Genomic DNA, 13,387 nt, shown 5'->3' on the forward strand with positions numbered 1-13,387 from the left:
GGACGGGGCCTCTCGACCGTGGCGTGGCGACGCTCAGCGGTCAGTGATCAGTGGTGGCCGTGGCCGCTCGTGATCTCCTTGTACTCCTCGACGGTCGGCTTCTGGACCTGGCTGTCCTCGCCGTAGTACGCGTTGCTGAGCTTGGCGCGCAGCTTCTGCTTGACACCCACCTTGCGCTCGACGCCGTTCTCGTCGACCGTCGGGCCGATCTCGGCCGGCTCGTACTGGTGGTGCGCCGTGAGGGTGTAGAGCTGCTCCTGGCTGAGCGGCTCGTGGACCTCGATGAACTCACCGTGCGGCAGGCGCTTGATGATGCCGGTCTCGCGACCGTGCAGCACCTTCTCCTTGTCGCGGCGCTGCAGGCCGAGGCAGATCCGCTTGGTGACGACGAACACGACGGCCGGCACGAGGAAGAAGCCGACGCGCACGAACCACGTGATCGCGTTGATCGACAGGTGGAAGTGCGTGGCCCACAGGTCGTTTCCGCCACCCACCAGCAGCACGAAGTACCAGGAGATCCACGCCACGCCGAAGGCGGTACGGGTCGGGGCGTTGCGCGGGCGGTCCAGGATGTGGTGCTCGCGCTTGTCACCGGTGATCCAGGCCTCGATGAACGGGTAGACCGCGATCGACACCAGGACCAGCGGGAAGATCATCAGCGGGATGAACACACCCAGGACGAGCGTGTGGCCCCAGAAGTTGACCTCCCAGCCCGGCATCACGCGGATGAGGCCCTCGGAGAAGCCCATGTACCAGTCGGGCTGGGCGTTCGTGGACACCATGTCCGGACGGTAGGGACCGAGGGTCCAGACCGCGTTGATCTCCGCGATCGCCGAGATGACCGCGATGACACCGAAGACCAGGAAGAAGAAGCCTCCGGCCTTGGCCATGTAGACCGGCAGCAGCGGCATGCCGACCACGTTGTTGTTGGTCTTCCCGGGGCCCGCGAACTGCGTGTGCTTGTGGTAGAAGACCAGGATCAGGTGGGCCACGATCAGACCCAGCATGATGCCCGGCAGCAGCAGGATGTGGATCGAGTAGAACCGGGCCACGAAGTCGTGACCGGGGAACTCGCCGCCGAAGAGGAAGAACGACAGGTACGTGCCGACGACCGGCACGGACAGGATCGCGCCCTCCATGAAGCGGACACCGGTGCCGGAGAGCAGGTCGTCCGGGAGCGAGTAACCGGTGAAGCCGGTGAACATGCCCAGGACGAACAGCAGGAAGCCGAACAGCCAGTTGACCTCACGCGGCTTGCGGAACGCGCCGGTGAAGAACACGCGCATCATGTGCACGAACATGCCGGCCAGGAAGATCAGCGCGGCCCAGTGGTGGATCTGCCGGATGAGCAGACCACCGCGCACGTCGAAGGAGATGTCCAGGGTCGAGCTGAAGGCCTCGCTCATCAGCTGTCCCTGCAGCGGGACGTACGACCCGTGGTACACCACCTCGTTCATCGACGGGTGGAAGAACAGCGTCAGGTAGACACCCGTGAGGATGATGATGATGAAGCTGTAGAGGCAGACCTCACCCAGCATGAACGACCAGTGGTCGGGGAAGATCTTCCGCATGTTGGCCTTGGCCAGGGAGTAGATCCCGAGCCGGCCGTCGGCCCAGTCGGCGAGCCTCTCGCCGGCCTGTGCCCCCCCGCGTGAGCGGGACTTGTTCGATGCTGTTGTACTCATCCGCGCTCCCAGAATGCAGGACCGACGGGCTCCTCGAAGTCGCCGAGCGCCTGGAGGTAACCCTCGCTGTCCACACCGATGCGCAGCTGCGGCAGGGCGTGGCCGGCGGGGCCGAAGATCACTCGGGCACCGTCGGAGAGGTCGAAGGTGGACTGGTGGCACGGGCACAGGGCGTGGTGCGTCTGCTGCTCGTACAGGGAGATCGGGCAACCCACGTGGGTGCAGATCTTCGAGAAGGCGATGATGCCCTCGTGCCCCCAGTCGAGCTCACGCTTGTCCTTGATGTCGCGCGGCTCGAGCCGGACGATCATCAGGGCGGCCTTGGCGATCTCGGTCTGGAAGTTCTCGTCCGCCTCCTTCAGCCCGTCGGGCATGGCGAAGGTGAGCGAGCCGACCGCGACGTCCTCGGGGCGCAGCGGCAGGTTGGTGTTCATGTTGACGAGACGCTTGCCCTTGGCCCACAGCGTGTGGCGCAGGCTGGTCCCGGGCAGCGGGCCCAGGTCGCGCAGCAGCACGACGCCGGTCAGCGGCACCAGGGTGAGCGCGCCGAGCATCGTGTTGCGGATCAGCTTGCGGCGGCCGATCCCCGACTCCTTGGCGCCCTGCTTGAAGTCCGCGTGGACCTTGGCACGGGTCTCGGGGGACGCCTCGATCGGGTGACGCTCGTCGGCGACCTCCACGTCGGACATCAGGGTGCGGGCCCAGTGGACCGCGCCCGCGCCGATCGCGAACAGCGCCACGCCCAGCGTCAGGCCCAGCGCGAAGTTCAGCGCGTTGATGTGCCCGATCGGGAAGACGTAGACGATCTTTTCGACCGGGATCGCCACGTACGAGGCGATGAAGCCGATGGTGGCCAGCATCGACACCGTGAACAGCAGGGCGACGGTGCGCTCGGACCGCTTGGCGGCCCGCTCGTCGACGTCCTGGATCCGGTGCTCGTGCGGCGGCAGGCCCGGGTCGGCGAACGGGTGCCGCTCGTCCGCCACGGAGACCGCTCCGCGCCCGTGCTCGTGGGCGGCCCGCTCTGCGGGCAGGTTCTCTTCAGGAATGTCTTGGCTACTCATGACTTCTTGGCCTTTGCGGTCCGAGCGGCGACCCAGACGGCGACCGCGATCAGGGAACCCAGCCCGAAGATCCAGGCGAACAGGCCCTCACTGACCGGTCCGATACCGCCCAGATCCATACCGCCCGGGGTCGCGCTCTTCTCACCGTTGACCTCGTTGAGGTACGCGATGATGTCCTTCTTGTTCTGCTCGGACATCGTGGTGTTGGGGAAGGAGGGCATGTTCTGCGGGCCGGTCAGCATGGCCTCGTAGATGTGCTTGTTGCTCACACCCTGCAGCTCCGGGGCGTACTTGCCGTGCGTCAGCGCACCGCCCTTGCCGGTGAAGTTGTGGCACTGGGCGCAGTTGTTGCGGAACAGCTCACCGCCCTTGGCGGCGTCCGCGCCCGCGGGGTTGTACTGGTTCGTCGCCGGGATGGCCGGGCCGGCGCCGAGCGAGGCGATGTACGCGGCCATCTGGTCGATCTGGGCCTGGTTGTACTTGACCTTCTTGCGCGGGATCTGCGCACCCGGCTGCTGGGCCGGCATACGGCCGGTGCCCACCTGGAAGTCGACCGCCGCGGCGCCCACGCCCACCAGGCTCGGGCCGTCGGTGGTGCCCTCACCACCGGTGCCGTGGCAGCTGGCGCAGCCGACCAGGTAGAGCTTCTTGCCCTCTTCGATGGCGAGGGACTGGGCGGTGTCGTCGGCCTTTGCCTTGCTCGCGGGTGCGAACGCGGTGTACAGCCCCCCAGTGGCCGCCAGCGCGAAGAGTAGGACGACGACCGCCGCCAGCGGATGGCGTCGTCGTGCGGAGAGCTTTTTCACGATTACCCCGGTGTCAGGATCTTCTCTGCGTCGATGCTTTGCGGACTTGGATCGGCTCGTCGCCTACTGGATCAAGTAGATCGTGGCGAAGAGTCCGATCCAGACGACATCGACGAAGTGCCAGTAGTAGGACACGACGATGGCCGCGGTCGCCTGCTCGTGGGTGAACCTCCGGGCTGCGTAGGTACGGCCGAGCACCAGCAGGAAGGCGAAGAGACCGCCCAGCACGTGCAGACCGTGGAAGCCGGTGGTCAGGTAGAACACCGAGCCGTAGGGGTCGGAGGAGATGGAGATCCCCTCGTGCGCCACCAGCGCGGTGTACTCGTAGATCTGGCCACCGATGAAGATCGATCCCATGATGAAGGTGACGATGAACCACATCCGGAGCTTCTTCACGTCACCGCGCTCGGCGGCGAAGACGCCGAGCTGGCAGGTGAGTGAGGAGAGCACCAGGATCGTGGTGTTCACCGACGAGAAGGGGACGTCGAGAGCGCCCGCCATCTCCTTCCAGTGCGTCGGACCCGTCACCGAACGCAGGGTGAAGTACATCGCGAAGAGGGCCGCGAAGAACATCAGCTCGGAACTCAGCCAGATGATGGTTCCGACGCTGGTGAGGTTCGGTCGGTTGACCGACGGGTGCGCGTGCCCGGTTTCTACTGTCGTTGCTGTCGCCACGCCGACATTATGTCGGTCGCTTATCCCGCCCTCACCCCGGGGGGTGCTGTTCGGAGTGTCCGGGGGGTGTGCCATGCCCGTACGGCCCATCGAAGAGCTGTTCCAGCCGCTGTCGACCAGCGGTGGGAGGGGGTAGCATCCGCGCCATCGGTACCCGTAAGTTCCCGACGAGTTCCCGACCCACGACGCGGAGGAACAATGCAGGCGACCGCCACGGTGCTGGTCTACAGCGACGATGCCAACACCCGGGAGCAGGTGCGGCTGGCCTGCGGACGCCGGCCGGCCCCGGACGCCCCCGTGGTGGAGTTCCTGGAGTGCGCCACTCCGGCCGCGGTGCTCAAGGAGCTGGACAGGGGCGGGATCGACGTCTGCGTCCTGGACGGCGAGGCCGTGCCGATGGGCGGCATGGGGATGTGCCGGCAGATCAAGGACGAGATCTTCGACTGCCCGCCCGTGCTGTTGCTGATCGCCCGGCCGCAGGACGCGTGGCTGGCGACGTGGAGCCGGGCCGACGCGGCGGTCACCCTGCCGGTGGAGCCGGTGGAGTTCGCTGCCGCGTTGGCTTCCTTGCTGCGGAAGAAGGCGCTGAGCAGCGCCTGAGCCCTTGAGTCGCGCCTGAGAGCTCGGGACGGCCCGTGGTTTCGCGGCTGCGGGCCGTCCCGGGTCGTTCGCGAGGTTCCCCGCGCCCCTCTTGTGCAAGCCCTCGTTCACAGGCCCTGGGGGCGCAGTCTGGGCTGGTTCGCCTTGGGAGTGTCCTGGGTGGTCAGGGCGCTGCCCTGGAGCCATTTCTGCCAGGGGACGTTCCAGTCGCCGAAGCCGTTGTCGAAGGGTTCCATCGGCTTGCCGGCGGAGTTGACGACCTGGACGATGTCGCCCTCGCGGATGGTGTCGAAGAACCACTTGGCGTTGGGGGTGCTCATGCCGGTGCAGCCGTGGCTGACGTTGTCCGTGCCCTGGGAGCCGACGGACCAGGGGGCGGCGTGGACGTACTCGCCGCTCCAGGTCACCCGGGTGGCGTAGTACACGGGCAGGTCGTAGGAGTCCGCGGAGCCGACGGCGATGCCCACGGTGGTGCTCTTCATCCGTACGAAGTACTCCTTGGCCAGGACGACCTTGATGCCGTTGCGGGTCTCGAAACCGGACTTGCCGGTGGTGATGGGGATCTGCTTGATCTCCTCGTCGTTCTTGTAGACCGTCAACCGGTGCTTGGCGGCGTCCGTGACGGCCACGACGCGGTCGCCGGTGGTGATCTTCAGCGGCTTGGCGGCCCCGCCCCACAGCCGGTCGCTGATCTTGATGTTCTCCAGGTTGCTGCGCACCTGGATGGTGGCGTTGGCGGGCCAGTAGAACTGGGGGCGGTAGTGGAGCTCCTTGTCGCTCACCCAGTACCAGGAGCCCTCCACGGCGGGCACGGAGTCGACCTTCAGGGCGCGCTCCACGATGGCCCGCTGGCGCTTGTCCGTGACCGGTTGGTCCAGTTCGGCCGTGATGGGCCGGCCCACGCCGTAGGTGCCCTCCTGCGGCCCGAACGTGACGTTCAGGCGCTTGGGGTCGGCGGGCTTGCTGGTGTCGAGGGCGAGGACCTTGCGGCCGGGTTTGCCACTGCCGTTCTCCGTGCTCACGGTCACCGTGTAGTGGGTGCCCGCGGCGAGCGGGGAGGTGCTGTGCCAGCGGCTGCCGTCGGCGGCGAGTTCGCCGGAGACGTAGCGGCCCGTGGTGTCCACGGCGGTGACGTCCGTGATCCGCCCGTCCGAGCCGTCGGCGGTGACCTCCAGGGGCTTGTCCGGGTCGGCCTTCCCGCCGACCTCCTTGGGGCCGCTGAAGGAGATCTGGTCCGCCGCGTCGTACGGAGTGGCGGCCAGCGGGTTGCCGTCCGCGTCGCAGGCGGTGACGGTCGCCCCCAGGGCGACTGCCAGCAGGACGCGGACGGTGCCGCCGGTGTACGGAGTGGTGCGCATGGGGTCACGCTAGGAAGCTCCACCGGCTCCGGCACGATTAATCGCCCATGCGGGTGAACTCCCCCGGCAAACGCAGCAGCCCGGACACTCCGTCAGGAGTGTCCGGGCCACCGGTGTTCCACAAGGGTCACTGGGTGCGGTTCTCACCGCGGTAGTACTCGAAGACCCAGCCCAACACGCTGATCAGGATCAGCGGGACCGCGAAGTACAGCAGCCACCAGCCGACCGCGATGCCGAGGAAGCCCAGCGCCCAGCCGAGGCCGAGACCGAGCGGCTGCCAGCTGTGCGGGCTGAAGAAGCCCAGCTCGCCGGAGCCGTCCGCGACATCGGCCTCCTTGTCGTCCTGGGCACCCGCGTCGACCCGCTGGGCGGTGAAGCCCAGATAGAAGCCGATCATGATGGCCAGGCCGAAGGCCATGAAGAGTGCGGTGGTGCCTACCGCTTCCTTCGACCACACGCCGTAGACGACGGCCGTGATGAGCAGGAAGACGCTCAGCCACATGAACAGCTTGCCCTGGATCTTCACTTGCCGGCCTCCTTTCCGCCAGCGAGGGCCTTCTCGCCGTGACCGGCGTTCTCGAGCTGGTCGAGCGCGGCGATCTCCGGGTGGTGCAGGTCGAAGGCCGGGGATTCACTGCGGATCCGCGGCAGGGTGAGGAAGTTGTGCCGCGGCGGCGGGCAGGACGTGGCCCACTCCAGGGAGCGGCCGTACCCCCAGGGGTCGTCGGTCTCCACCGGCTTGCCGTACTTGGCCGTCTTCCAGATGTTGTAGAAGAACGGCAGGACCGACATGCCGAGCAGGAAGGAGAAGATCGTCGACACCGTGTTCAGCGCGGTGAAGCCGTCGGCCGCCAGGTAGTCGGCGTACCGGCGCGGCATGCCCTCGACACCCAGCCAGTGCTGGACCAGGAAGGTGCCGTGGAAGCCGATGAACAGCAGCCAGAAGGTGATCTTGCCCAGACGCTCGTCGAGCATCTTGCCCGTCCACTTCGGCCACCAGAAGTGGAAGCCGGCGAACATCGCGAAGACGACCGTGCCGAAGACGACGTAGTGGAAGTGGGCCACCACGAAGTACGAGTCGGTGACGTGGAAGTCCAGCGGCGGCGAGGCCAGGATGACACCGGTCAGGCCACCGAAGACGAAGGTGATCAGGAAGCCGACCGACCACAGCATCGGCGTCTCGAAGGACAGCGAGCCCTTCCACATGGTGCCGACCCAGTTGAAGAACTTCACTCCGGTCGGGACCGCGATCAGGAAGGTCATGAAGGAGAAGAACGGCAGCAGCACACCGCCGGTCGCGTACATGTGGTGCGCCCACACCGTCACCGACAGACCCGCGATCGCGATGGTCGCGCCGATCAGACCCATGTAGCCGAAGATCGGCTTGCGGGAGAAGACCGGGATGACCTCACTGACGATGCCGAAGAACGGCAGCGCCAGGATGTACACCTCGGGGTGCCCGAAGAACCAGAACAGGTGCTGCCACAGCAGGGCTCCGCCGTTGGCCGGGTCGAAGATGTGGCTGCCGAACTTGCGGTCGCACTCCAGGGCGAACAGGGCCGCGGCGAGCACGGGGAAGACGAGCAGGACGAGGAGCGCGGTCAGCAGCACGTTCCAGGTGAAGATCGGCATGCGGAACATGGTCAGGCCGGGTGCCCGCATGCAGATGATCGTGGTGATGAAGTTGACCGCGCCGAGGATGCTGCCGAAGCCGGACAGCGCCACGCCCATGATCCACATGTCGGCGCCGATCCCCGGCGAGTGGACGGCGTCCGACAGCGGGGCGTACAGGAACCAGCCGAAGTCGGCGGCCCCGCCCGGAGTGAGGAAGCCGCCCGCGGCGATGAGGGAACCGAACAGGAACAGCCAGTAGGCGATCATGTTCAGCCGGGGGAAGGCGACGTCGGGGGCGCCGATCTGCAGCGGCATGATCCAGTTCGCGAAGCCGGTGAACAACGGCATCGCGAACATCAGCAGCATGATCGAGCCGTGCATCGTGAACGCCTGGTTGAACTGCTCGTTCGACATGATCTGCAGTCCGGGCCGGGCGAGTTCGGCCCGCATCGCCAGCGCCATGACGCCGCCGACGATGAAGAACGCGAAGGCGGTGACGAGATAGAGCGTCCCGATCTTCTTGTGGTCGGTGGTGGTCAGCCACTCCACCCAGGCCGACCGTCCGCCGGTCCCCTTCCGGGCCGTCCCCGCGGTCGCGGCGGGCGCCCCGACCGCGTCCTGCGGCCGCACGGCCGCCGCCTGTTCTATCCGCACCTCGTCCACCGGACGGTGCCTCCCGATCTGTTTCTCTTCATCGCTGGAACGACGACCCCGGAGGCGCTCCGGCCGGGAAACCGGACCGGACCCTCCCGGCCGCCGCCCCATGATCACTGGATCGGTACAGGGGCCGGATAGGGCCGAACAGTCCCCGCACGGTCCTCCGGGCAGGGGCCAACAGTCCCTTCTGCGCCGGGGCCGGTACGAAACCGGACGTATGCGCCGACCGCCATCAGGAAGGGGCGAGGTACACGTGAGGGAAGCTTTGCCGGACGTGTACCGCGTCAACACGTTTTTCGTTGATGGGGGGACAGGGGCCGTGTACGGTTGTCCGCATGACGGACAACGCCGCCCCATCAGCCGGTCCTCTCGTCACCGGCTCCGAGATCGCGCGGCTCGCAGGCGTCACCCGGGCCGCCGTGTCCAACTGGCGGCGGCGGTACGACGACTTCCCCGCGCCGACGGGTGGGAGCGCCAACAGTCCGCTCTTCGACCTCGCCGAGGTCCAGGCGTGGCTGGACAGGCAGCGCAAGGGACAGGACCTCTCGGAGGAGGTCCGGCTCTGGCAGATGCTGCGCGGAGCCTACGGCGACGACATGGTGGCCGCGCTCGCCGACGTCGCCACGGTCCTCGCCGACGCCCGGGCGAAGAGGCCGGCCGCCCTCCCGGAGGACGCCGCCGGCCTGGCCCGGCGCCTGGCGGACAGCGGCTCGCCCGGCGAGGTGGCCGACGCCCTCGCCGAGCGCTTCACCGACTCCGTGCGCCGCGCCGGATCCGACCAGGTCTCCTCGCCGCGCATCGTCCGGGCCGTACGGCACCTGTCCGGCCAAGTCGCCGACGACGCCGTCGTCTTCGACCCGGCCTGCGGCATCGGCACCCTTCTGCTCTCCGTCGGTCCCGAGCGGGGGCCGCGGCGGTTCGGACAGGAGGCGGACGCCCGCAGTGCCCGCTTCGCGCAGTTGCGCGCCGACCTCGCCGGACGTTCCGGTGTCGAGATCGTCGCGGGGGACTCCCTCCGCGACGACCGCTGGGCGGACCTCGGAGCCGATCTGGTCGTCTGCGACCCGCCCGTCGGCGACACCGACTGGGGCCGCGAGGAGCTCCTCCTGGACTCGCGGTGGGAACTGGGCACCCCGTCCCGGGCCGAAGGCGAACTCGCCTGGCTGCAGCACGCGTACGCGCACACCGTTCCCGGCGGCCGGATGCTGATGGTCATGCCCGCCTCGGTCGCCTACCGCAAGGCCGGCCGCCGTATCCGGGCCGAGCTCGTACGCCGCGGCATCCTCACCCAGGTCACCGCCCTGCCGCCGGGTACGGCCGCCTCGCACGCGCTGCCCGTGCACCTCTGGCAACTGCGCCGCCCGCACTCCCCGGGCGACGCGGCCACCAGTGTCCGCATGGTCGACCTGACCGGCAACGACCCGGACGGCCCCCTGGACGCACGGCCGGACCAGGCGGCGGACGTCTCCCTCATCGAACTGCTCGACGACGTCGTGGACCTCACCCCCGGCCGGTACGTGGAGGAGTCCCACCGCGACTACCCGGCCGAATACCGGCAACTGCGGCGCGAGTTGGCGGAACACGTGCGCGTGCTCGCCGAGCTGCTGCCGGCCCTCACCGCGGGCGAACGCCACGGCGCCGCGGACGGCCCTTCCGTCAGCGTCGCCGATCTCGCCCGAGCCGGTCTCGTCGAGTACGGCGAGGCGGAGCCGGTGTCCGTCAGCGACCAGCTCGACACCGACTTCCTGCGGGGATTCCTGCGCAGCGCGGCCAACACCCGCCGGTCCACCAGCGCGAGCGGAACGTTCCGCCTCGACGGCAAGGGCGCCCGCGTCCCCCAGATGGACATCGCCGAACAGCGCCGCTACGGCGCGGCGTTCCGCGCCCTCGAGGAGTTCGAGGAGCGCGCCGGGAAAATCGCCGAACTGAGCCGCGAGGCCACCGAGCTGGCCCGCGACGGCCTCGCCAACGGCGCGCTGGAGCCCAATAGCTGACGCCCCGTCAGTGATCCGGGGTGAACGGGCTCACGGCCCCGGGCCGCCCCTGACCCGGACCGTCGGCACCCCGGCCGTGGGGCGGTGAACGGTAGCCGGCCAGGGTGTCGGTTTTTTCGCCGTCCCGAACGGACGATCCGTAATCGATCATGCGCACCGGGTGTCGCCGGACCCTCGTGTCAACAGGAACCCGATCAAGAGGGTGTGTTGACGTTATCAACGTACGGCCCTAGAGTCGCTCGTGAACCTCCGCTCGCGAAGTCTGCGGGGGTGCGTCGTGAACAACACAGCACTGTCCTTGGGGGGACCATGCACGCCCGTACCAGAATCGCCGCCGCCGCTGTCGCCGTCGTCGGCGCGCTCGCTCTCACCGCCTGCGGCACCGGCAGCACCGTCGTCGACAAGCCGAAGGAGAACGCCGCCGCCAAGGCGGACAGCGGCAAGGACGCCGAGAAGGAGAAGGACGCCACCCCTGAGGTCGCCAAGGTCGGCGACACCCTGACCCTGAAGGGCATGGAGGACGGCAGCCGGCTCGACGTCACCGTCGTCAAGGTCGCCGACCCCGCCAAGTCGGCCGACGAGTTCTCCGAGCCCGACTCCGGCAAGCGGTTCGTCGGTGTGCAGTTCAAGATCGTCAACACCGGTAAGGCGGTCTACAACGACAGCCCGTCCAACGGCGCCCAGGTCGCCGACAGCGAGGGGCAGCAGTTCGACTCCACCTTCGCGGAGATCACGGCCGGTCCGTCCATGTCCTCCAGTCTGAAGCTCAAGCCCGGTGCCACGGGCCTCGGCTGGATCGTCTTCGAGGTTCCCAAGGCGTCGAAGCCCGACACCGTGCAGTTCACCATGGACTCCGGGTTCGCCGACCAGACCGGCGAGTGGAAGCTGAGGTAGCCGCACCAGGAGGCCGCGTCGGACCGCGCCGGCCATTCCTCGTCCGCCGCGCGACCTCCTCGCGCACTCGGCCCAGACGGTCTTGCCTCCGGGCGGGTACGGCTCGGTGCCCCTGCGGTCGGCCAGGGCGGTGACCAGGAGCAGGCCCGGCCGACTCCGCGTCCGGGGGCGTACTGAAGTCCATACGGGCGGAGGAGGCCGGTCCGTTTCGCCTACTCCGGCGGGGTGGGCGTGTCGGGGGTGTGGTACATCGCTTGTATGTCCAGTTCCAGTTGGACGGTCGGTCCGACGACCGCGATGCCGCGGGCCAGCATCGAGCGGTAGTTCAGGGTGAAGTCGTCGCGGTGCAGCTCCGCCTTCGCCAGTGCCGCGCAGCGGAGTTCCTGTTCGTAACCGCCGTTCACCGTGCCCAGGTACATCGTGTCCAAGCCGACGGAGCGGCTGATGCCGTGCATGGTGAGCGTGCCGTGCAGCGTCCACTTGGAGCCGCCGAGGTGGACGAACCGGGTGCTGACGAAGTCGATGTACGGGTAGTGCTCGACGTCGAGGAAGTCGACGGAACGCAGGTGGTTGTCACGGGTCTTGTTGCCCGTGGCGATGCTGGAGGCGTCGATGCGCACCCAGGCCTGGGAATCGGCCATGTCCTGCGCGACGCGGATGCCACCGTCGAAGCGGGTGAAACGGCCGTGTACATGGGCCATGCCCACGTGCTTGGCGATGAACCGGATCGCGGTGTGCGGTGGGTCGAACAACCAGGCACCGGGCGGAGGGAGTTCCAGCTGACGGGCGGGCTCCAGCGTGATGCGTGCCGGGGGAGGGGCCACGCCGGCGGCTATCTCGACGGTTTCGCGGGCGGGCGACAGGCCCTCGGCCGCGGTCCGCACGCTGTAGGGGCCCGGCGGCAGCGTCGCCATGAAGAAGCCGTACGGATCGGTGGTGCCGTGGGTCACGACGCGGTGGCTGTCCAGCGCGGTCACCGTGACCTCGGCGCCACCCATGGGCTGCCCCATGAAGTCGACGACCTCGCAGCCGAACGCGCCCGCGCCGGCCGGCAGGGGAATCGAAAGGCCCGGCTCGGCACCGGAGGCGCTGCGGGAACGCCGACGGCGGAGCAGTCCGAGGGCCATGGTGTTCACCTTTCTGCACACGTGTGGCTGCCATGCGGGCCCCATGGCCCGTTGTGATCGCGATCGCCAAGAGCATCTGGAGTCAGGATGCAGGCATGAAGGGATCAGTTCGTTAGCGATCATAAAGCAACTTGTGCAGAGATGGCGTTTCGCATGGTCAAAGCTGGTATAACGGCAGTTTGAATGGTCAGGCCATCGCAAATCTGCACATCCGCGGGGTGAATCTTGACACCTTGACCTTGCCGCTTGGCGCGTCACTGTGGCGAAGAACACCTGCCGCGCCACCACTTTTACGCCCAGCACGCAGCATCGCCACCGAACCGACACACCCGGCACTGGTTGGGGACCGTTCGCGCTCACACCGCGTACCCCGCTCAGACGCTCATGCCGCCGGGAAGCAGGGCTCCGTGCCCCAGCGGTCGGCCGGGCCGGTGACCAGGAGCAGGCCACGGCCCGTCTCCGTGTCCGCGGGCGTGGTGAAGTCCGTACAGGCGGACGGCACGACGGTTCGCCGTCCCTCCGCCCAGCGCGTCCCGACCCGGCACGCGAAGCCGTCGGCCGTCGCACGCTATCTCGTTGTCAGTGCCGCAGTGCCGCAGTGCCGCAGTGCCGCAGTGCCGCAGTGCCGCAGTGCATGGTGCCGCCTGTGTTCAGCCGCAGCTCCGCTCGCAACCGGCCCTTCCCATGTGGGGCGGCCGGTTCGCGAGCATCGAGCATGACGAGGAACCGCAGAGGGTCGGCCGTGCCATCATCGGGCGGTCGATGCAACGGTCAGGGCACGTGAGGTCGATTCCCAGGGCAGGGGGCAGGGGGCAGGGGGCACGTGGCAGTCGGAGAGGTGGTCCGTCGAGGCGTCCGGCTCGGGGTGCGCATCGGACTGGTGCCGGCGATTCTCCTCGGCTCCGTACGGCTC

The 13,387-nt window shown here is 68.2% G+C and carries 11 protein-coding genes; 3 read left to right on the forward strand and 8 right to left on the reverse strand.

The features are described 5' to 3' along the window. Positions 1-47: 47 nt before the first annotated feature. The 4 genes from qcrB to ctaE form a co-directional block, all read right to left on the reverse strand. The gene (qcrB, locus tag RH94_RS36630; RefSeq protein ID WP_073952591.1) at positions 48-1,685 is read right to left on the reverse strand and encodes a cytochrome bc1 complex cytochrome b subunit; all 1,638 of its coding nucleotides are present in this window, start codon (positions 1,683-1,685) and stop codon (positions 48-50) included. Next, on the reverse strand, positions 1,682-2,749 hold the full coding sequence (gene qcrA / locus RH94_RS36635) for a cytochrome bc1 complex Rieske iron-sulfur subunit (protein WP_073952592.1): 1,068 nt from the start codon (positions 2,747-2,749) through the stop codon (positions 1,682-1,684). Before qcrA ends, qcrB begins: the two co-directional genes overlap by 4 nt. Then, positions 2,746-3,555: a cytochrome bc1 complex diheme cytochrome c subunit gene (gene qcrC / locus RH94_RS36640; RefSeq protein WP_073952593.1), complete on the reverse strand. Its 810-nt coding sequence runs from the start codon at positions 3,553-3,555 to the stop codon at positions 2,746-2,748. Before qcrC ends, qcrA begins: the two co-directional genes overlap by 4 nt. 63 nt (positions 3,556-3,618) lie before the next feature. After that, positions 3,619-4,230 carry an aa3-type cytochrome oxidase subunit III gene (gene ctaE, locus RH94_RS36645; RefSeq protein ID WP_073952594.1) on the reverse strand — a complete coding sequence of 204 codons (612 nt, stop codon included), beginning with the start codon at positions 4,228-4,230 and terminating at the stop codon, positions 3,619-3,621. A 198-nt stretch (positions 4,231-4,428) separates the two neighbouring features. On the opposite strand from ctaE, the gene RH94_RS36650 reads away from it, so the two are divergent. Beyond that, positions 4,429-4,830 (forward strand): response regulator, encoded by a 402-nt coding sequence (locus RH94_RS36650; protein WP_073952595.1) that lies wholly within the window; start codon positions 4,429-4,431, stop codon positions 4,828-4,830. A gap of 107 nt (positions 4,831-4,937) precedes the next feature. On the opposite strand, the gene RH94_RS36655 is transcribed toward RH94_RS36650, so the two are convergent. The 3 genes from RH94_RS36655 to ctaD form a co-directional block, all read right to left on the reverse strand. After that, complete coding sequence (locus RH94_RS36655; RefSeq protein WP_073952596.1) at positions 4,938-6,188, reverse strand: L,D-transpeptidase; 1,251 nt, start codon at positions 6,186-6,188, stop codon at positions 4,938-4,940. 127 nt (positions 6,189-6,315) lie between these two features. After that, positions 6,316-6,714 (reverse strand): cytochrome c oxidase subunit 4, encoded by a 399-nt coding sequence (locus RH94_RS36660; protein WP_073952597.1) that lies wholly within the window; start codon positions 6,712-6,714, stop codon positions 6,316-6,318. Continuing rightward, positions 6,711-8,567: an aa3-type cytochrome oxidase subunit I gene (gene ctaD, locus RH94_RS36665; protein ID WP_407697409.1), complete on the reverse strand. Its 1,857-nt coding sequence runs from the start codon at positions 8,565-8,567 to the stop codon at positions 6,711-6,713. Before ctaD ends, RH94_RS36660 begins: the two co-directional genes overlap by 4 nt. 227 nt (positions 8,568-8,794) lie before the next feature. Here ctaD and RH94_RS36670 point away from each other — a divergent pair, with 227 nt between their 5' ends. Next, a complete protein-coding gene (locus RH94_RS36670; protein WP_073952598.1) occupies positions 8,795-10,453 on the forward strand; it encodes an N-6 DNA methylase in 1,659 nt (552 codons plus the stop codon). Between the two features lie 309 nt (positions 10,454-10,762). After that, a complete protein-coding gene (locus tag RH94_RS36675) occupies positions 10,763-11,347 on the forward strand; it encodes a DUF4352 domain-containing protein (RefSeq protein WP_073952599.1) in 585 nt (194 codons plus the stop codon). Between the two features lie 212 nt (positions 11,348-11,559). Here RH94_RS36675 and RH94_RS36680 read toward each other — a convergent pair whose 3' ends face one another. After that, positions 11,560-12,474 carry a YceI family protein gene (locus RH94_RS36680; RefSeq protein ID WP_073952600.1) on the reverse strand — a complete coding sequence of 305 codons (915 nt, stop codon included), beginning with the start codon at positions 12,472-12,474 and terminating at the stop codon, positions 11,560-11,562. Positions 12,475-13,387 lie beyond the last annotated feature (913 nt).

The sequence above is a fragment of the Streptomyces kebangsaanensis genome, assembly GCF_001906585.1.
Taxonomy (GTDB): domain Bacteria; phylum Actinomycetota; class Actinomycetes; order Streptomycetales; family Streptomycetaceae; genus Streptomyces; species Streptomyces kebangsaanensis.